Here is a 20,268-nt window from a genome sequence, read left to right on the forward strand (position 1 = left end):
GGTAATAAAAAGGTATCATTCTTTTTTTCCCACTTTATAACATTCATGAGGTGAAGAATGATAAATTTAAACTTACTTGAATTGGAACAACTAATGGAATCTCCCCTATTTATTTTACTGATTAGCATAAGCATACCCTTGGCAGCATTCTTTATATCCTTTTTTAAGATAGTATTTCCACGAATAACTAGGCCTAAGAATACACAACCACCACAAACTGCTTCTACTACACAACAAAATCAGCAACAACAGCAAATTACGACCAATTCTAGCAAGGAGATTGAAGAGCTTCTTAAGAACCTAATAAATAGAATGGATAAATATCAAAGTGATCTGGTAAATGTTCTAAATGGGTCTATGGAAGATTTAAAGCAAACCTTACAGAAATTAAATTCTTCAATTGAAGATGCAGTGTTATCTCTAAAATCCGCTCAGGCTGATTCATCATCACCTTTCAATATCATATCAGAACGGTCTAAAGGCGAACAGAGGCCAGAGGGTAATAAAGAATTAAAGGCTGTAGCTGAAATTGTTGGAACATCCAACATAGATTTGAGTACCTTCATCAGAAATTGTGTATTATTGGAGATTTTGGATTATGATGATTCTAAGTTGACAGCTTTATATGAATTAGGCTACATCTCTGCAGATGATATGTTTATTGTGAACAAGGTGCAATCTTATATTAGGACTAATAATGGAAAGATAAGAGCAAAAGATTTAGCCGATATTGCTATGAATGTAGCTGAAAGTTACTCCTCAGTAACTGCAGAAATGAAAAAGTATCTATTGGTATTGGAGGTAGGGAAGAATGGCTAGCGAAGTGATTAGCGAGACAATAATGTTAATCGTAGCAGTCACATTAGTAGGAGTAGTTGCGGGATCGGTTTTTTCTGTAGTGTCATCCATATCTACTAACATGGTATCATATAGTATATTACAATCGCAAAAATTGGTTACTGATCTTCAAATAGATTATGCTACAAATGCCAGTTCTACAACTGTAATAGTATACTTACATAATATAGGAGAGTCAACAATTTTTAACTTGAAAAATAGTGTATTGTACTTCGGCCCGCAAGGAAATCTACAACAGATAGGATATAACTCTTCTAGTACATTACCCTATTGGGTTGTTAATACTAATACATTATACCCTGGTTCTGTAGCTAAAATTATCATCTATTTATCCTCACCCTTATCTACTACGCAGTATTATACTGTTCAGTTAGTTACCCCTAATGGATACTCAGTAAGCTATACATTTGAGGCGAGTTAGGTATGGGAGTTTCACAAGTAATAGCATATGTGCTATTATTTTTCATTACAATCTCGCTAGGATTAATTGCTTTAGGGGCATATATAAAAAGTCAGCAATTCTTATTACATGCGGAATATATGAGGCAAAATATGGATCTAAATCAACTCAACACTAGAATATTTATAAAGAGTGTAGCGATAAATAGTTATCTATTATATATAACAATAACTAATAATGGATCTACAGTATTATATGATTTTAAGGATTTCGCAATAATTATCAAATATTATGCAAACGTAAGTAACGTATCTACTCTTATAATTTCTAATTACAACTACTCTACTAGCTTAGGCACATATAAGTGGGTCTCAAATACCGTTCTAATTAATCCAAACATGGTAGGCACCTTTATAGCTGATTTACCATATCCTCCATACCCTAATACTGAGGCGACTGTAGTTGTTGTATCTAATTATGGACCGGAAGCAATATGGAGGGGTGTACTGTGATAATAAAGACTGGAAATGAAGATTTAGATAGAAGATTATCTGGTATACCATTCCCTGCACTGATTATGATTGAGGGAGATCATGGAACTGGTAAAAGCGTTCTATCTGCACAATTTTGTTATGGACTACTAATAGGTGGGAAAAAGGGTTATGTAATAACTACAGAACAAACTAGCAAAGATTATTTGAAAAAGATGAAAGATGTAAAGATAAATCTGATACCATTTTTCTTAAAAGGTGTCTTGGGAATTGCCCCTTTAAATACGAATAGATTTAATTGGAATTCGACATTAGCGAATAAAATACTTGAAGTTATCATAGACTTTATAAAAAAGAGGAAGAACATGGACTTCGTTATTATTGATAGTTTGTCAATAGTAGCAACGTTCGCAGAAATAAAACAAATCTTACAATTTATGAAAGATGCTAGAGTGTTAGTTGATCTAGGAAAGCTTATATTATTTACCGTCCACCCAGATGTGTTTAATGAGGAACTAAAGAGTAGAATCACAAGTATAGTTGACGTTTATTTTAAACTTTCTGCAACAAGCATAGGGGGAAGAAGAATAAAGGTCCTAGAGAGAATTAAAACAATAGGTGGTATACAAGGAGCTGATGCTATTTCATTTGATATAGATCCTGCTCTAGGAGTTAAAGTCGTACCACTCTCCCTATCGAGGGCTTAACCATGAGCTTCATAGAAGATTACTTATCTAGATTCACGGAAAAACCAGTAATTATCGATGACCCAAATAAACTGAAAGGTAGTAAGAATTATAATGCAATTTATAAGGTCGATAAATATATTTACATCCATGTTCAGAGTACAAAGGCAGAAGATGGTTATAACCAATATACAGTGATTGAACCACCAAGACCAAAACCTAAAGAAATAGAAGAAATAGAAGAGAAATTCGCAAAAGCCATTAGTAATGTGGAACCACCAATTGCTGTTGAAGAAAAGGAGATACTTATGCGGAAAGCTTTAGATAAAATACTAAGCAAGATAAGAATATCCGTACCAAAGGAATACGCAATATATCATTTTATAAGAGATAAATTGTATTTAAGCATATTAGAACCGTTAATTAGGGATCCATTTATCGAGGATATATCGATTCCAGGCTTAGGTCACATTTACATTATGCATAAGGTATTTGGTCCTATGAGAACCTCATTGTTAATCGAGAACGAAGAGGAACTTGATAATCTAATTATTTCTTTAAGTGAGAAAACATATAGACCAGTATCTCATAACAGACCAATAATTGATGCAAGCTTACCAGATGGATCAAGAGTAAACTTCGTTTATGGAATTGATATAAGTAGAAGAGGTTCTAATTTGACTGTAAGAAAATTCAGTAAAATACCAATTAGTGTAACTCAATTGATCTCATTCGGTACCTTGTCCCCACTTCTAGCAGCGTATATATGGATGATGTTAGACGAGGGTATGAACTTGTTCGTATGTGGAGAGACTGCATCCGGAAAAACAACTACACTTAATGCAATTACCGCTTTCATTCCTCCTAATTTAAAAATAGTAACAATAGAAGATACACCGGAACTTACGGTACCTCATTCAAATTGGGTAGCAGAAGTGACTAGAGAAACAGGCGGTGAGGGAAGTGTAAAGTTATTCGACTTACTTAAAGCCGCTTTAAGGCAAAGACCTAATTATATTCTAGTCGGAGAAATTAGAGATAGAGAAGGTAATGTAGCATTCCAAGCAATGCAAACTGGACATTCAGTTATGGCTACCTTTCATGCAGCAAATATAAGAACACTTGTTCAAAGGCTTACTGGTTATCCTATAGAAGTACCTAAAAGTTATATTAATAACCTTAACATAGCACTATTTCAGACTGCATTATATGATAAAAAGGGCAATTTGATAAGAAGAGTAGTGGAAGTTGATGAAATAATAGATATAGATCCTGTTACTAATGACGTAGTCTATATACCAGCATTTACATATGATCCTGCAGAAGATAAGATAATTTTTGCTGGAAGAGGAGCTTCTTATCTTGTAGAAAATAAGGTTGCAATTAAAAGAGGAATCGAACGTAAAAATATAGGAATTCTTTATGACGAATTAAACTTAAGAGCTGAGTTTCTAAAAATACTTATAAGTAAAAAAATTTTTAATTATTTTGACGTATGGAATCAAATATTAAGGACTAGACAATTTGGTATAGAAGAGGAGATAAGATATGCCAAGAATATTTAGTATAAAAAATGAAGTAGACTCTAAATATATTTTTATGTTAGCTTTTATGCTTGCGTTATTTTCCTCGGGGGTGCCTCCAGAAATCGTTATATTGCATTTAAGTAGGGAGGACACCTTTGAACCATATACCAAAGTTTTCAAAAAAATAAGAAATTTAGTTTCTGGGTATAGATATAAATTCTCATCTGCAATAACCTACAGCATAAAGAACCTCAACATTAGATACTTGAAAGAATTCTTAATAAGATTATCACAAGCAGTAAATTTTGGTGATGACATGATAGAGTCCTTGTCAAGAGAAATTGATTTTACATTATCTGAATACAATGCTTATTCTGCTAGGTTAATAGAATCAATGAATAATTTTCTTACAATCTATGCTACATTAAATAGCTCCCTTACCTTTTTAGTAGCTGACATTACAATTTTATCATTAATTTATAGTGGAGGAACTACTCTAATAACACAGCTTACTATCTTATCCTTAGCACTTCTAGGAAATTTAACATTAGTTATGTATCTCTTATATAGACCAGAAAATTACATTAGGTACAACGTTATAGATAAACTTCTTCTGACATTAGCAATATCTCTTTCAATAATATTTTCAATAATATATACTTCATATATAGTTTTAATGGTAACTGGTATAGTTCTATTAGGAGTTGGTCTTAGGTATAGAATATATGAAAATAAGATTAATAGAATAGAGAGGCATTTCTTACTTTTTATTAGGTACTTTTCGAGAAATTATGCGATAGTAAGCAACTTAAAAGAGTCTCTGATGGCAGTACTAAGGGGGGATTTAGGAGACGTAAAACCTTTAATCAAAAGATCGCTAAATAGATTAAACTTCGGCATCAATAAGGAAAAAATATTTAGATTGATAGGAGATGAAAGCGGAAGCGTATTGGTGAGCATATTAAGCAAAGTACTATATGAAACGATAAGTATGGGAGGAAATGTCATGATAATTGGAGAGATTCTAAGTAAGATAGGTGATTCGGTTCTGAACATAAGATCTAGAAAAGAGCAAAATGGAAGAGCTTTTGAAACATCAATATATGCACTGCAAACAGCTTCAGCAGGGGTATCTGCTGCACTAATATCGATAGTTGGTATGCTAAATAATATATTTTCAACCCAGAACGTATCTACAGTATTTAGTTTCTCTGAAGTTAATATTGATATGATATCACGAATATTTCTAATTATATTATTAATATTGAGCTTCACTAATGGAATTGCGATTACATTGGCATATGGCAAATCGCTTTATGTTAGTCTATATTTTATTGGAATACTGATAATATTAAGCTCAATAAGCTATCATATAGTTCTCATATTAACCGGAAACATATTTAAGGAGTTGGTATCGCCATCGGGTTTATTACAAACAACTTGACGGATCGGTATTAACCATATCATATATTTACCTAAAATTACTTTAATGATACCGAATATTACGCCAGTTATGCTTTATAATAAGTGTACAAGTCATTAGCTGCATTGTAATCAGAGAGTTATATATTTCACAATGAGAATTATTTAATTTCAGGTAGATACCTGATAAAGAAACATTCTAAGATTGATTTATCCAAAATGTATTTTCATTGCAATACAATCTATAAAGTTCTTTAGTTATAGCAGCAATTAATACAGTATTAGAGACTATAACACTATGTCAATTTTTTTAGATATCCCCTAATGAACTTTTCTTCTAAAAACTAAACCTTTTTGAGTTATATTATACTCGATATTCTCTAACCCTAGGAGTATTGACCTCACAACAACGGAATTTAGCAACATATTAGCTGGTATTAAATCTTGCTTTAACTTAACCACAATTTCCTCCACTGTAAACTCACTGTTTGACAGTAGATCTAGGATTTTTCCTATTAACTTTTGAGCATAAGTAATATTACTCTCTAAAATCGAGACCATTTTATTCTTGTTAGTGTAAACTGGACCATGACTTATTACTATGTTATCAACACTCTTTGCCAATTCTTTAACTTTATCCAACGATTCTAGAGCAGTCCAGAAATCAGTATAAAAGGGAACTGAGAAACTCTCTAGTACTTTCTCACCAAAAAACGCATCTCCCGCATATAGAACATTATGAACAATATAACCGCTATGACCTGGTGTATGTCCTGGCAATTTTACCACTTCAATCTCTGAATTTCGAATCTCATTATTCAAAGAATCGAGATTCTCTTTTACGTAATCAAATATGAAGATTTCGGAATCCTTCGAACTACATCCATAAATCATTGCTCTTCTTCCCATTAGAGTTAATGACCAATAGTCCTCCTTAGGGAGATATCTTATTTTAGCATCCTTCTTCAATAAACCAGCTATATGATCGGCATGGCCATGAGTAGCTAATTGAACTTCAGCATTCAGATCTAGGGAGGAGTTCTTTCCTCCCAGATCTATCACAACTCTATTATCGTAAATCAACGTATTTGGACTCCCAGTCATAACCGTAATGTTCTTTGTGAGTTTCACAGTTGGCATAACTTGACTAACGAAGTCTGTGATATTTAACTTTTCGCAAAAGATTAATACATGCGTTTGTATATTAATCAAATATGTCAACTTTAAAACCTATGATAGTAGGCAACGTGAAAAGGGCACTTCTGGGGGTTGGAGTTAGAAAATTACCTCTGATTGCAGGGCACAAGTTGTTATATACGTGCAACTTAAGATGCAGAATGTGCCCTTTTTGGAGAAGGAAAGACGAAAAATTACTATCTTTAGAAGAAGAGGTTTTAATGTTGAAATCATTAGAAAGAGCGGGAGTTCTTTTCATGGGGTTTGAGGGTGGAGAACCGTTACTGAGAAGAGATTTAGAGCAAATATTAGAGGAGTCTTACAAGAGATTCTATACTTCATTAGTTACAAATGGATGGCTCCTTAAAGATAGGGTCAAGAGTATAAGTGAAAATCTAGATTACTTATTTGTATCTATAGATGGAATAGACGAAGTACATGATAAAATTAGGGGAATTTCAGGCGCCTTTGAAAGGGCTGTAGAAGGTATAAAAGAGGCTAGGAAGTACTTACCAGTAGCGATTAGCTTTACAATAACTAGAGAAAATATGGATCAAGTTAAGGATGTAATTGAGCTTGCACGAAAACTTAATGTTAATATTAGTATACAAGTTGAGTACGACTATTCTACCGCTGAGAAATTAAGTCCGGATAAGAGGAGACTTTACGATACATTAAGGCTAATAATTGAGCTTAAGAAGAGGGGCTATCCCATAGTTGAATCTGTAGATTACTTTGAGGCAATAGTTAACTCATGGTATAATAAGATGCCATGGAAATGCAAACCTTGGTTGACCATTAATATTGACCCACAAGGTAGAATCATACTCCCTTGCTACGTGCTAAATGAGTATAGTGGAACTGATAAAGCCTGGGAGGTTAATATAGTTAAATTATGGAATACTTATCCTTGGGAGAAATATGAGAATTGTAACGCTTGTGCTCTTGCTTGTTATTTAGAGCCTTCACTGTTTAGCTGGTCAAATGGAAAAATGGTAAAAGAGAAAATAATAGATAACATGGCAAGCTATCTTTATAACGCTATTCCTGTCAAATTTTTATTATCAAGATAAACAATATATATTAAAAAATGTTCTGCTATAGGTTAGTAGTAGTAGACGATAGGTACTTCATGTATATTTACGATGGAGATAAGATAATCGGATTAATACCATTAGACAAAAACCAGTCCACTTCCATGGATAAAGTAAAACAATACGAGGAGAGATTTGGATGGAAGCAGTGTGTTAATTAACTTCCAGTATTAGAAGCTTTACGTTATAAATTGATAAGTAATAATCTACTATAAATATAGTAGCTTAACCACTGTCAAAAAACTGGTCTTGAGTACATTAACAAACCTCATTTGAATTAAGACCGATGATCACTAAAGATATTTAGATAAATACGTTGATGAAACACTATATATAATGAATACGTATACCAAACTAGGTCATCGCAAGTTCAGATTGATATAGCTTACAGTAATCTATTCGTAATATTTCTTGGTGTTTTCTGGATATTATGTACTAAATTTTGATTTATAATCTATTTTTATATAATATATTGGATTATTCGTGCTAATAACTTGAATTTCAATTGACTTTATAAACAAGGATAACAACTACCAGGTCTATCCAATTATCACTCTATTTTGAATTAGGTCCTCGTCATCCATTTTTCTCCTTATAACGGTAGATATCACTTATTAACGTGATAAGGATAAAGTTCTATGCGTTAACTCCCATATTAGAATTGACTAAGGTTGTAAAATATTATCTGGTTGGAACCTTGAGGTAGTTATGAACGCGTATATTATGCTTTGTGAATTAGTTCAATTTTTATCTGAGTTAACGTGGAACTTACTTTTAAATCGACGTTCGATTTTAAATTTAAGAAAAATTGATGAGCTTAACATCTTAGAAAATTGAAGTATTCAACAAAGCACGTATATTATGCTTTGTGGGCTACTTCAGAATTATACAAAAATTTATAAATAATTATACCGAGTATTACCCATGGGAAAGAGTAAGTACAAGAGGGATTGGCACAAGTACGACGAGAACGTTATAACGAGATATACCCTAATGTTCCCCTTCTACGTCTTCGAACACTGGTTTACTAGCAGAGGAGAATAGGCATGCCAAGAAAACCTACAAGGCACCAAAGGAGTTCAACGAATTCCTCCTCCACATCTTCCTACCTTATATAGAAGGAGTATTGAGAGCACTAGAAAGACTGAAAATCATCAAGCCTAGACTACTCAACAATATGGGAAAGAGTAAGAAACATGGACATAAAATTCCCAGAGGCAAATGACCAACTAGAAGCAGACGCAACGGGAATAAGCACAAACAAAGGAGGACAATACATTATAGCAAAATGGGGAAAAACCAAGGACTCAAAATTCCTCAAGATCGAAATAGTAATGGATAAGGACCAATTCAACGTAATAAACGCTGAAGTAACCAGCAACGAAGTTGAGACTGCAGTTAAGACAGTTAAGGATTTACAAGATAAGGGAAAGAAGTTTTATGGAGATAAAGCTTATGATGCTAATGAGGTTTACAAGACTGGGGTTGAGGTTGTTGTCCCACCTAGGAAGAACGCTTCTACTAGGCGTGGCCATCCTGCTAGGAGAAAGGCTGTAAGGGAGTTCAAGAGGTTGGGTTATAATCGTTGGAGGGAGGAGAGGGGTTACGGTGTTAGGTGGAGGATTGAGTCCTTATTCTCTGCTGTACTTTTGGGGAATCTGTTAGGGCTACAAGGCACTACATGCTGACGCCTCTAACAAACCTATGGGGATAACGAGTCTAGCGCGTCTCCCACGTCGAAGTCCTTGACATTAACTTCCTTACCCCTAGGAATCCTAAAACTCTTCTTGACAACTCCCTTGTAAACACCGTCCTTTATAACATGATAACAAATGCTTGCAAGCTTTCCGGCAAGAGCACAAGTAGCTTGAGTAACACTCTTCCCCCTAGCAATAAGCCTCTCATAATACCCTTTAAAAGGCTCAAGACCCCTAGCAACCTTGGCAACCAAGTAGAGAGCTCTACGCAAATACTTATTACCCCTAATCATACCGGAGTGAGACTCGCTATCACCACTCTGCTTAGTTTTGGGTGCAAAGCTTGCATAAGCCCTAGCAGCCTTAGAACTGGAAAAACGGGAAACATCACCGAACTCAGCGTAAATAGTTGCAGCACTAATCAAACCAATTCCGGGGATCTTACTCAACTCAATTACTGGTTTTGGAATCTTGGAAATTATCATATCCTCAACCTCCTTAATCATTTTCTCCAAGTTTTTTAACAGTTCAACTAATTGTTTTAACGCTAGTTTTTCCGCGTCGTTTAAGTTTCTCCCTAGTTTTTCTTTTAGTTCCTCCTTCTCTTCCTTGCTTAGTCCCTCCCCCTTTACTAGCTTTTCAAGTAGTTTTCTTCCCTTCTTGTCGAATGGTTGTATTTTATATCCCGCGAATTCTAATATTTTCCTTATCTCGTTCTTTACTTGTGTTGTCTTCTCTACTAAGCTTTCCCTATATCTCGTTAGTTCTCTTAGCTCCATTATTTCTCCTGTTGGTATGTATGATCCCTTGATTACTCCGGTCATGTGTGCTACTAGTAACCTTTGTGCGTCGAGTTTGTCTGTCTTTTTCCCTAGTATTTCTGTTAGGTGTAGTGGGTTTATTACTGTTACCTTGTATCCTTTTTCCGTTAGTTTTTCGTGTAGGTAGAAGTAATATATTCCAGTTGCCTCTATTATTCCTTCCTTATATTCTCCTAGGAATTTAATTAGTTCCTCTATTCCCTCGTTGTCGTGGTTGAATTCCTTTACCTCCTTGACGTATACTGCTGATTTTTCTTGTTCTACTACTAGTTCTCCCTTTGCTGCTGTTAGTTTGCTTTGTGAAATATCAATTGCGAAGGCCTTGTTTGTAACTTTTAATTCCATGCTTGTGTATTACGCGTTTCTCGAGATATTTTTTGTTCTCATAATACCTTGTTTTCTTTGCATAGTGTTAAGTGTTTCAGCCCCTAGAGTATTTTGTTACAACCTCCTACTCGGGGGTTTTTATCCCCTCTTGTTAGATCGTTCTAGGGGCTTCACAGCTAGCCTTGTAGATGGGGTTTTATCCCCATGTTTTCTATGAGCTTATGTTGTTTTTCTCCTTACTTGTTTATTTCCTTTTCTCTTGTAATACTTGGTTTTATTCGTTCTCTTGTTTTGCGTGGATTGCCCCGTAGGAGTTTTTTAGGACAAGTGGTTGAGGCTAAGCTCAAGTTCTGGGCTTATGCATGGATGGTCCACTTGGCTAATTCTGTAGTCGGTAGAGCTCCGGGTATTAGGGTGTGAGCTTGCGAATAACGTTGAAATAAATATTAATTACTGAAAAATTCTCAGTGTATCATATCATGCTTATGAAATAAATTGAAGAGATCAACAAAGCATAACTAATAAAATTTAAAAATAAAGATTTTAGAACATTTTAAGTAATTTTACGCATATATCATAGATAGTCTAGCATTAGCAAATACTGAAATTAAACTTAATATCATTATTAACATTGCTAAGGGTCCACTTAATATACCTAAAATAGCTAACGGTATTCCTATTGCATTATAAGATAATGCTATTATAACATTTAATGCCGGAGCTTTGGCTAGTCTATTCCTCTTTTTAAGCATTAAAAGTAGCGAGCTAAAATTATTACCTACTAATATAATGTCCGCTACATTTTTAGATATATCTACAGCATTACCCATGGCAACTGATATATCAGAGAATGCTAAGGCTCCACCATCATTAATCCCATCTCCAATCATCATGATATTTCCGTTTAATTTCTCTCTAATAGCCTTAACAATTTTTACTTTATCCTCTGGTGATAAATTTCCATAAAACTCCTTTATGCCAATACTCTCTGCAATTATTTTAACTATGTTCTCCTTATCTCCACTAAGCATTATTGGATTTATTCCGAGCTTTCTAATTTCTTTTACAAATTCTTCAGCATCACTTCTAAGAACGTCTTTAATTATAAATCCCCCTACCAGTCTTCCGTTAACGCAAATTACTATATTTATATCTTCATTATTTACATCACAATTCGCAGCTTCTCTCCTTCCTATAAATACCTTATTCCCTTCTATCTCTCCCATAACTCCTTTTCCGATTATTTCCCTGAAATTTTTAACTTCTAAAAATCTAATACCTTTTTTCTCAGAATATTGTATTATTGCTTTTGCGATGGGATGTGAAGAAAATCTCTCAATAGAAGCTGCATAAGTTAAAGCTTTAATATCACCATAAAACTCCTTTACTATTGGTAAACCATAAGTTAAAGTTCCGGTCTTATCTAAAATTATAGCCTTTATGTTACTAAATTTTTCTAAAATATTAATATTTTTTATGAGAATTCCTAAATTTATATATTTTTCATATAATGAAAGGTCTACTGAAGGATAAGAGAAGCCTATTGCACAAGGATAGCCTATTACCATAACTAATAATGCGTTTATAATTCCATATACCCAATGGCCTACAATTAGCCAACCAAGAAATGTTAAGAAAGAAATCGTTAAAACAAATGGAACCCATATTCTATCTACAACCTTATCGAAAAATGTCATCATTCTGGATTTTCCTTGTTTAGCTTCATTTACTAATCCAAGGATTCTTGTTAAATAACTAGTTGAATAGTCATTAGTTATCCTAATTGTTAAATACCCATTGTCGTTAGTAGAGCCTCCTATTACAGTATCTCCAACTTTCTTAATTACTGGCTCAGACTCTCCAGTTATTATAGCCTCAGATACTTCACTCTCTCCATCTATTACCACTCCGTCTAACGGTATTTTCTCGCCAGGCTTAACGATAACCACATCTCCTTTTTTTAATTGAGTTATAGGAACGTCTCTACCATCAATTAAATGTGCAATTGGAGGTCTAAGTTCTACAATTTTTGATAAAGCTTTTTCTGCTTTATATCGTAATATAGCGCCCATCCACCCTGAAGTTAGATGTAAAGAAGTAAGCAAAGCAGAAATGAAAAGGAATGTCCTAAGATTAGGATTTAGAATGCCAATGAGACCTAAAATATACGCGGAAATTCCCGCTACTCCATATAAAACATGCTCGTTTAAGATTCCCTTTTTTAATGCATTTAAAGCTCCTTCATGAATAGGTAACGCAATGTAAAACAAACTAAACGTTACAATTAGTATGTTAACATAAAATATGTAATAGGGTAATGTGTATACATTTATCATCATAGGCAAAGTTAATAGAAATGAAATTATTGTTAAGAGCCAGCTTATTAGAGCTCTTCTCTTAGAATCTTTCAATACTGCTGATGAATCAAGAGTTTTATCAAAAACATAATAACCTAATCTCTCTATTTCTTTTTTTAATAGTTCTAGACTAACTAAGGATTTATCATATTTAATTATAACCTCTCCTGATTCTAGAAAAACTCTTGCAGATTCCACACCGTTAACTTTACTTAATCCTTTCTCTATTGTTGAAGCACAAAAACTACAAGCCATGCCCCCTACATAAAACCTTTCTATTCTTAACTCTTTATTCTGAGTTGTCATATGTGTTAAGATAGTTACAAAAATATATAAACTATAAAGTTTATAGTTAGTAATATGGTAAAGTCTAATAAAGCTACTAAGCAAATATGTCCACTAGTCGATACTATAAACGTTATTTCAAGAAAATGGTTTCTTCTAACACTAAATATAATAGGAGTTGAAGAAAAGATTGGCTTTAACGGTATATTAAATAGAATTGACGGGATTAGTCCTAAGGCTTTATCTGATGTATTGAAACAAATGGAAAGTATGGGATTAGTTAAAAAAGTCATAATTAATTCGTCTCCACCTAGAGTTGAATATTCTTTAACAACTGAAGGCAAAAGATTAAGAAAGGCAGTAATTCCCTTACTTAAATGGGCAGCAGATTATACTGGTCACTACGATTGTCCTATACTTAACTCCAATAAAGTAAGTAAAGGATAATCAAGCTAAATATTTATATAAATAATGGAGAATAATAATAGTATGAGAAAATTAGTAGTTCAAATTAAAGGTATGGAATGTGAAGGATGTGTAATAAACGTAACTAATAGGTTAAAGAAGATTAAGGGTATATTAAATATAAACATTAATCTTAATGAGGGCTTAGCATATTTAGATGTAAATGATAAATCTGATTTAAGTAAAATAGAAAAGGAAATAAGAGAAAAAATCAATAGTGCAGGTTATCTAGTCGGAGAAATAAGAGAACTATGATAGCTTCATTATAATTTAATAATAAAAAAGATAAGAAATTAGATTTTAACTTTTTTCCATATTCCTCCTTCTTCTACCCAGTTATACCTTGGTATACTTTGTTCCTTATGTATAGAAATTTCAGTAACTTTCAACTGATCGTGCATACTCTCTACGAAGAAATCCAAATCATATAATTTACCTTCTGATGATATAAAATCTGCACATGCAAAATATTTGTTTTCAGAAACTTTTGATAATCTATCTTTATGTACTCTTTGTAATTTAAGAGCCAATGGCTTATTAGTTGCCGTATCATAAATTAGAAAATATCCGCCTTTTAGCTCAGAATCCATTTTTACAAAGTCCTCTATTGTTTTTGCTAAATCATCTAAACTGATCTCTTTACCTGGATGTTCTTTTGTCGGATGTTCTTTACCAGGATGTTCCCTACCTGGATGTTCAGGATGTTCTGGCATATTAAAGACTATGTTTTTATGCATCTATAAACATTTTTCACTATCTATAGTTAATGATTCTTTAGTAAGCGTAAGAAAAAGTCCTACATTTTTTTCGAGAATTTATATTGTATTATTTACTGTTATAAAAATTCCTTTGCGTAATCATTGATCCTCATTTAAGGGATTTTAATAAAATGTTAGGGAGTTTTGAGAGGTAATTTTAGAGTAACTTAATTAACAAAGGGTAAGATAGTGAATTAGAATTTAGCTTATATATATAAATATACAATGAATTTTTATACACCTTTAAGTATAGAAATATAGTGATAAAAATGTGTGAATGCTGTAAGCGAAGTTCCGAAGTAGAGAATAACGCAGAAATTACAAAAAATTCACTATTATTAAAGAAATATATTAAAGGTGAGGAAAAATGAAAATAAATCCACTTATCCTAATATTATTGGGAATTGTTTTACCATTAATAGTATTACTAGGACTAGGAATGACACCTCTCATAGCACATTCACTATCGTCTATATCCCATACAATATCATCAACTACATATAATCAGTGGAACTGTAATTGTAATGATATGCAGAATATGATGCAGAATTGTATGTAATTGTTGCTGTTAAAGCTTTTTATAGACATATAATATAATTTTTTAATAAATTAATTCAGCTTTTATTAAAATTAACATTAAACTTGTTTTTAATTTATTGATTAATCCATAACAATATTACTTGACGTTATTGTAGTAGATGTTATTGGTTATACATTATATTAAGTTATTTTTGGGATATTTATATTCCATTGATAAGCGTTCAATTACTTTTAGACCCTTCCGATTTTCTTAGATGTTAAATACTAATTAATGGAAAAAGAATAGAAATACACTTTATATTAAGTATGTAAATTAAATTCACTCTAAATTTTTGAAAAAATATGCTAGCTGTTAGCATACTGAAATAGCTTGTTTGAAATCTTCTATTAAATCATCTATATCCTCTATTCCTACTGATACTCTTATTAAACCTTCTGGTATTCCCATTCTTTTTAGCTCTTCACTTGTTAGCGAAGCATGACTAGTCTCTCTAGGAAGTGTAATAGTAGGTATTATCATATTGATTATGGGAGAAATCGTAGCCTCTATAGGAAAATACGGTTGGAGTTTTGTATTTGTAACTGGTATTATATCGATACTCTCAACGATTGTAACATTCGTGGCTTTAGCCCTAATAAGTCCTTCACAGTTCTCTAGTGCATTATCATCTTTTACTGGAGTAAACAATGCATATGACGAAGTAATATCAACCACTACTTCAAATGGCTTAAGTTTCGTATCACCATTTTACGGAGCCTTACTAGCAATTCCAGTAGTATGGTATTATTATGTATGGTATAATTTACCAGCATCTTGGGGTGGAGAGATGAAGAAAGTAAAGTATAATTCACTACTAGGTATAGTGGTTGCAGTACTATTCATAGGAGTCTACTATATTCTATTTACCTCCCTTAATCTCCACGCCTTTGGTGAGAGATTTTTAACATCTTGGTCATACATTTCCGCAAATTCGTTAAATAGTACAGTTTATAATGATTTAAGTACCATGGGTACGTTCACTCCCTTTTTCGCCTTATTAGTAAACCACAACGTATTCTTATACATTATAATGTGGATAGCATTTTGGCTACCCAATTTCTATAGCAATCCTCCCTTAGTTGTTTCCCTAACTAGATATCTCTTTGCATGGGCGTTTGATAGGATAATGCCAGAGAAATTGGCTGATATAAATGAAAGGTTTCATATACCATTAATCTCTACAATAATTACTGTAATTGTTGGTTTAATAGGAGTACTACTTTACGCATATGTGTCGTCAATATCAATCGTAGATGTAACAGTGATATTCGAAATAAGCTATGGAATTTTCGCCTTAACTACTGCGTTATCACCTTTCATAAAGAGGAACTTCTTCAACAGAGCTGTCCCTATTAAAAATATAGGTGGCATTCCCATAGTATCTCTGATAGGGTTTCCAGTATTTGGATTCCTTCTTTACGCGTTATATCAAACTTGGGGAAATCCAGTGTTACTACCAATAAACTTTCCTACAATACTTTCATTAGTAATAATATATGCAAGCGGAATTATGATTTATGTAACATCATACATCATTAATAAGGAGAGAGGAATTCAGATGAACTTGATTTTTGAGGAAATACCACCAGAATAAGTTAACTCTTTTCTTTTATTCTTTCATCTTCTTTTTAGATATTTAATTTTAAATATGAGTTAATGCGAGTTTAACACTTGTGGGACTATTCAAAAGGAATAATCCAGATTCAAATAAGATAGGGGGCCTTAAGATACTGTTTACTAGTGACCTTCACGGTTCCGAAACCGCTTTTAGAAAATTCCTTAACGCTGCTTTAATGACGAAAGCTGATACGTTAATTATAGGAGGAGACCTAGCCGGTAAATCACTAGTTCCAATAATAGATATTGGAGATGGTAAGTTTAAGGTAGAAGATAAGACTGTGGGAAAAGAGGGTTTGGATGAAATTATTAAGAAATATAAATCTTCTGGAGTTTATTACACAATAGTTGATCAAAAGGGCCTTACAGAACTGAATGAGAATCGAAAAGCATTAGATGATGAATTTAGGAGGGTAATACTAGAGAGATTAGAAGAATGGGATAGGATAGCCCAAGAAAAATTGAAAGGAACTAATCTAAAAATCTACACTAACTTAGGCAATGACGATCCCCTATACATGTTTGATGTTATAGGAAAGAGCGAAAGAATGGTGAAATGTGAAGGAGAAATTGTGAATATAAATGGATACGAGATGATCACTTTCGGCTATGTCAATCCCACACCTTGGAACACTCCAAGGGAAATGACCGAAGATGAGATCTACTCTAACCTAAAGCAAATGATAGAGAAAGTTGAGAATCCTGCAAAGGCAATTTTCAACTTACATGCCCCACCATATGGTACAAATTTAGATAATGCCCCCTTATTAGATAAAACGTTAAAGCCTGTGGTAAAAAACGGTGAAATAGTGATGACACACGTAGGCTCTACTTCAATAAGGAAATTGGAGGAGGAATTTCAACCTTTATTGGGTATTCATGGACATATTCATGAATCAAGGGCATTTGACAAGATAAATAAGACTATTATTATTAATCCAGGCAGTGAGTATAATTTGGGAATGCTGCATGCTACTTATATAATTTTGGAAGACAATAAGGTGAAAACGCATCAATTTGTTATAGGGTAATTATATAACAAACAGCAAGAATATTATTTTATAGAAATAGTCTAAATGTCTTTTAACCGTGAAATTCCTTATCGGCCTCCTTTAATATATCATCTATAGCGTTTACGCCCTCATCTACTTCCTCTTTATTTATTATTAATGGAGGAGAGATTATGAACCATGAGGGACCATTATAAACGTAAATATTCCTCTCCGTTAATAGTTTTCTAGCTAAGATATCGACGAGCGTGGATTTACCTTCAAACTTATCCTCATACCCTCCAAATGGAGAATTATTCTTATCCTTTACCAACTCAATTGCCCAGAATAACCCGACACCTCTCACGTCACCAATACTTCTATGCCTCTCCTTCAATTCTTGAAGTCTTTTACCCAAATAGTTCCCCATTATTTTCACATGGGAGAGAATGTTAAGCCTTTCATACTCCTCTATTACTGCAGGAATGGCAGACAATGAAACTGGATGAGCCTCAAAAGTATGTCCATGAGCGAAAACTTCATCTTCAAAGAACTCTCCTATCTCTTTACTTACACCAGTAATTCCTATTGGAACATAAGATGCGGAAGCGCCTTTAGCAGTAGTCAATATATCTGGCTCGATATTCCATAAGTTTACGGCAAACCATTCCCCTACTCTTCCCCAACCAGTCATAACTTCATCAGCAATAAATAAAACGTCATTCTCCTTAGCTATTTTCCTCATTAAAGGCATATATTCTTTAGGAGGCACAATAACACCGTTAGAACCAGTTATTGGCTCAACGATCATTGCTATAACGTTCTTTTCTTGTCTAATAACGTAATCCACGTAATTCGCACACGCTATTCCACAGTCAGGATATTTCAACTTAAGTGGACATCTAAAGCAATATGGTTCTGGTATTCTCACAACTCCGGACATAGTATTAGGTTCTACAAACCACCTCCTATAATCTCCAGTAAGAGATATTGATCCTTCGGTGGATCCATGATATGACCTATACCTAGCTAAAACCTTATATTTAGGCTTCTTGTAAAGTCTAGCTATTTTTATTGCTGCTTCGTTAGCTTCAGTACCAGAAGTAGAATAGAAAAACTTACTAATGTTTCTAGGCATAACCTTAAGTAAAGCCATCGTCGCCTTAGCCCTAACATCTGCACCGAAAGAGGGATTAATATATTGTAACTTATCCAGTTGTTCTTTTATACTACTTATAATCCTTTCATTTCCATAACTCAAATTTACGTTAACGAATTGTGAGGAAAAGTCTAAGTATTTCTTTCCCTCTACATCATAAAAATAAACCCCTCTTGCACTTGACACAATTATGGGATCCCAGCCCTTTTGTTTACTCCATGTTTTAAAAGTGTGTTCCTTAATAATCTTCTTATCTTCTGCATCTCCCATATTTTATTATCTTATAAAACGCATTATAAACTTTTTACATATATAGTTAAAATTAGTACAGAACTATATATCTCTAACATCATTACCGATCTAGAAGTTCCACAACTTTTTCAAGAACTCTTAGCCCATTTAACATATCCTCATTTGAAGAAAACTCTTCCTTTGCATGGCTAATACCTAAATGAGATGGAATAAATATCATTCCAACTTTAGAGATCTTCGTCATATATTGAGCATCATGCCCAGCCCAACTGTACATAAACTTATATCTCATACCCAACTCTCTACAAGCTCTTTCTACAATACTAATAACTTCTTCGGAGAAACTTACAGGATTTGCTGTCCACAAATGCCTATATTCAACTTCTAATCTCTCGTCATCAGCAATTCTCTTGGCAATCTCCACTAATTCATTTATAGCTTGATCTATCTTATTCCTCTCAATGCTTCTAACGTCAATAGTAAGCCTAACTTCTCTAGGTATAGCGTTATATATATTTGGTTTAACGTTAAGTATACCTACAGTTGCCCTAAGGTTTTCCTGTCTCTTTGCGTAATCCCTAATGCTGGTTACGAATTTGGAAGCTCCAACTAAGGCATCTCTTCTCCTATCCATTGGTGTAGGTCCCGCTTGACTAGATTGCCCCTTAAATGTTATCTCATATACACTTAAACCAGCAATCCCTAAAGGTATTCCAATTTGATATCCTTCCTCCTCCAAAACTGGACCTTGTTCTATGTGAAGCTCTAAATAGTACCTAGGCTTTCTATACATTAATCTATTACTCTCATCTCCCATAAATCCCGAAGTCCTTAATGCTTCCTCAAAACTCATATTATCCTTATCTCTCCTTGAGTAAACATAATCTTTATCGAAAACTCCAGTGGATAATCCCGATCCCAGAAGTGAGGGCTGAAATCTGGCACCCTCTTCATTTGTAAAATCTATAAGTGTAATGGAATGGTTAGATATTCCTCTTTCTTTAGCACTTCGTAATACTTCAAGCCCAGCTATAACACCATAAAAACCATCATATTTCCCACCATAAGGCACAGAATCCATGTGTGATCCAATCGCAATGGTATCGTCCAATTTACCCCCTAATTCTCCAATTATATTTCCGGCATCATCGACCTTTATGTCAACACCTATACTCGATAGAATTTTTATTAGTTCCTCTCTTACTTTTATATCATATTCATTTAAAGCAAGTCTCATTACCCCATCTATAGTCCAACCTATATCGGTTAATGAATGAAAAGTTGTCAAGAACCTTTCTGGATCCATTA

At 33.5% G+C, this 20,268-nt stretch carries 19 protein-coding genes and 3 pseudogenes; 15 read left to right on the plus strand and 7 right to left on the minus strand.

The annotated features are described in order from the left end of the window. Nucleotides 1–57: 57 nt before the first annotated feature. From YN1551_RS14075 to YN1551_RS14100, 6 genes are read left to right on the plus strand one after another with little or no spacing between them, the layout of a single operon-like run. Entirely contained in the window at nucleotides 58–819 is a 762-nt protein-coding gene (locus YN1551_RS14075) for a hypothetical protein (RefSeq protein WP_012718166.1), read from the plus strand. Further along, the gene (locus tag YN1551_RS14080; protein ID WP_012710299.1) at nucleotides 812–1,279 is read left to right on the plus strand and encodes a flagellar protein FlaG; all 468 of its coding nucleotides are present in this window, start codon (nucleotides 812–814) and stop codon (nucleotides 1,277–1,279) included. The genes YN1551_RS14075 and YN1551_RS14080 overlap by 8 nt, the downstream gene beginning before the upstream one ends. Nucleotides 1,280–1,281: 2 nt before the next feature. Continuing rightward, entirely contained in the window at nucleotides 1,282–1,770 is a 489-nt protein-coding gene (locus tag YN1551_RS14085; protein ID WP_012715436.1) for a hypothetical protein, read from the plus strand. Further along, the gene (locus YN1551_RS14090) at nucleotides 1,752–2,456 is read left to right on the plus strand and encodes an ATPase domain-containing protein (RefSeq protein WP_012712780.1); all 705 of its coding nucleotides are present in this window, start codon (nucleotides 1,752–1,754) and stop codon (nucleotides 2,454–2,456) included. The genes YN1551_RS14085 and YN1551_RS14090 overlap by 19 nt, the downstream gene beginning before the upstream one ends. 2 nt (nucleotides 2,457–2,458) lie before the next feature. Next, the gene (locus YN1551_RS14095) at nucleotides 2,459–4,000 is read left to right on the plus strand and encodes a type II/IV secretion system ATPase subunit (RefSeq protein ID WP_012718167.1); all 1,542 of its coding nucleotides are present in this window, start codon (nucleotides 2,459–2,461) and stop codon (nucleotides 3,998–4,000) included. Further along, nucleotides 3,984–5,405: a type II secretion system F family protein gene (locus YN1551_RS14100; protein WP_012718168.1), complete on the plus strand. Its 1,422-nt coding sequence runs from the start codon at nucleotides 3,984–3,986 to the stop codon at nucleotides 5,403–5,405. The genes YN1551_RS14095 and YN1551_RS14100 overlap by 17 nt, the downstream gene beginning before the upstream one ends. 299 nt (nucleotides 5,406–5,704) lie before the next feature. Here the strand turns inward: YN1551_RS14100 and YN1551_RS14105 are convergent, their stop codons facing one another. After that, the gene (locus YN1551_RS14105; RefSeq protein WP_048052393.1) at nucleotides 5,705–6,523 is read right to left on the minus strand and encodes an MBL fold metallo-hydrolase; all 819 of its coding nucleotides are present in this window, start codon (nucleotides 6,521–6,523) and stop codon (nucleotides 5,705–5,707) included. Between the two features lie 74 nt (nucleotides 6,524–6,597). Between YN1551_RS14105 and YN1551_RS14110 the strand changes: the two genes are divergently transcribed. The 3 genes and pseudogenes from YN1551_RS14110 to YN1551_RS16325 all read left to right on the plus strand — a co-directional run bounded on the left by YN1551_RS14110 (nucleotide 6,598) and on the right by YN1551_RS16325 (nucleotide 9,367). Then, complete coding sequence (locus YN1551_RS14110) at nucleotides 6,598–7,632, plus strand: PTO1314 family radical SAM protein (RefSeq protein ID WP_012718170.1); 1,035 nt, start codon at nucleotides 6,598–6,600, stop codon at nucleotides 7,630–7,632. Nucleotides 7,633–7,649: 17 nt separating this feature from the next. Continuing rightward, entirely contained in the window at nucleotides 7,650–7,814 is a 165-nt protein-coding gene (locus tag YN1551_RS17210; RefSeq protein ID WP_012715433.1) for a hypothetical protein, read from the plus strand. Between the two features lie 763 nt (nucleotides 7,815–8,577). Continuing rightward, nucleotides 8,578–9,367: pseudogene (locus YN1551_RS16325) on the plus strand (transposase). On the opposite strand, the gene YN1551_RS14125 reads toward YN1551_RS16325, so the two are convergent. Next, nucleotides 9,356–10,516, minus strand: coding sequence for an IS110 family RNA-guided transposase (locus YN1551_RS14125; RefSeq protein ID WP_012715521.1), 1,161 nt, complete (start codon nucleotides 10,514–10,516; stop codon nucleotides 9,356–9,358). The pseudogene YN1551_RS16325 and the gene YN1551_RS14125 overlap by 12 nt on opposite strands. Before the next feature lie 294 nt (nucleotides 10,517–10,810). Between YN1551_RS14125 and YN1551_RS16880 the strand changes: the two are divergent. Continuing rightward, nucleotides 10,811–10,918 (plus strand): annotated as a pseudogene (locus tag YN1551_RS16880) (IS5/IS1182 family transposase); the annotation flags it as partial. A gap of 143 nt (nucleotides 10,919–11,061) precedes the next feature. On the opposite strand, the gene YN1551_RS14135 reads toward YN1551_RS16880, so the two are convergent. Then, nucleotides 11,062–13,161 (minus strand): heavy metal translocating P-type ATPase, encoded by a 2,100-nt coding sequence (locus tag YN1551_RS14135; protein ID WP_048052395.1) that lies wholly within the window; start codon nucleotides 13,159–13,161, stop codon nucleotides 11,062–11,064. Between the two features lie 54 nt (nucleotides 13,162–13,215). Here YN1551_RS14135 and YN1551_RS14140 point away from each other — a divergent pair, with 54 nt between their 5' ends. Then, complete coding sequence (locus tag YN1551_RS14140; protein ID WP_009072978.1) at nucleotides 13,216–13,587, plus strand: winged helix-turn-helix transcriptional regulator; 372 nt, start codon at nucleotides 13,216–13,218, stop codon at nucleotides 13,585–13,587. 42 nt (nucleotides 13,588–13,629) lie between these two features. Further along, a complete protein-coding gene (locus YN1551_RS14145; RefSeq protein ID WP_012718173.1) occupies nucleotides 13,630–13,860 on the plus strand; it encodes a heavy-metal-associated domain-containing protein in 231 nt (76 codons plus the stop codon). 38 nt (nucleotides 13,861–13,898) lie between these two features. Here the strand turns inward: YN1551_RS14145 and YN1551_RS14150 are convergent, their stop codons facing one another. Continuing rightward, nucleotides 13,899–14,318, minus strand: a complete 420-nt coding sequence (locus YN1551_RS14150) for a hypothetical protein (protein ID WP_238527858.1) — start codon at nucleotides 14,316–14,318, stop codon at nucleotides 13,899–13,901. A gap of 412 nt (nucleotides 14,319–14,730) precedes the next feature. Here YN1551_RS14150 and YN1551_RS16885 point away from each other — a divergent pair, with 412 nt between their 5' ends. Further along, on the plus strand, nucleotides 14,731–14,922 hold the full coding sequence (locus YN1551_RS16885) for a hypothetical protein (protein ID WP_148206576.1): 192 nt from the start codon (nucleotides 14,731–14,733) through the stop codon (nucleotides 14,920–14,922). A gap of 333 nt (nucleotides 14,923–15,255) precedes the next feature. Here YN1551_RS16885 and YN1551_RS17215 read toward each other — a convergent pair whose 3' ends face one another. Further along, a complete protein-coding gene (locus YN1551_RS17215; protein ID WP_080513595.1) occupies nucleotides 15,256–15,423 on the minus strand; it encodes a PLP-dependent transferase in 168 nt (55 codons plus the stop codon). Between YN1551_RS17215 and YN1551_RS14155 the strand changes: the two are divergent. Both YN1551_RS14155 and YN1551_RS14160 read left to right on the plus strand, forming a co-directional pair. Continuing rightward, nucleotides 15,392–16,537 (plus strand): annotated as a pseudogene (locus YN1551_RS14155) (amino acid permease); the annotation flags it as partial. The gene YN1551_RS17215 and the pseudogene YN1551_RS14155 overlap by 32 nt on opposite strands. A gap of 79 nt (nucleotides 16,538–16,616) precedes the next feature. Next, complete coding sequence (locus YN1551_RS14160) at nucleotides 16,617–17,591, plus strand: metallophosphoesterase family protein (RefSeq protein WP_012716804.1); 975 nt, start codon at nucleotides 16,617–16,619, stop codon at nucleotides 17,589–17,591. Between the two features lie 52 nt (nucleotides 17,592–17,643). On the opposite strand, the gene YN1551_RS14165 is transcribed toward YN1551_RS14160, so the two are convergent. After that, nucleotides 17,644–18,978 carry an aminotransferase family protein gene (locus tag YN1551_RS14165; RefSeq protein WP_012718175.1) on the minus strand — a complete coding sequence of 445 codons (1,335 nt, stop codon included), beginning with the start codon at nucleotides 18,976–18,978 and terminating at the stop codon, nucleotides 17,644–17,646. 82 nt (nucleotides 18,979–19,060) lie between these two features. Next, on the minus strand, nucleotides 19,061–20,266 hold the full coding sequence (locus YN1551_RS14170) for a Zn-dependent hydrolase (RefSeq protein ID WP_012718176.1): 1,206 nt from the start codon (nucleotides 20,264–20,266) through the stop codon (nucleotides 19,061–19,063). Nucleotides 20,267–20,268: the final 2 nt, after the last annotated feature.

Origin of the sequence: Sulfolobus islandicus Y.N.15.51, assembly GCF_000022485.1 — an archaeon.
GTDB lineage: Archaea > Thermoproteota > Thermoprotei_A > Sulfolobales > Sulfolobaceae > Saccharolobus > Saccharolobus islandicus.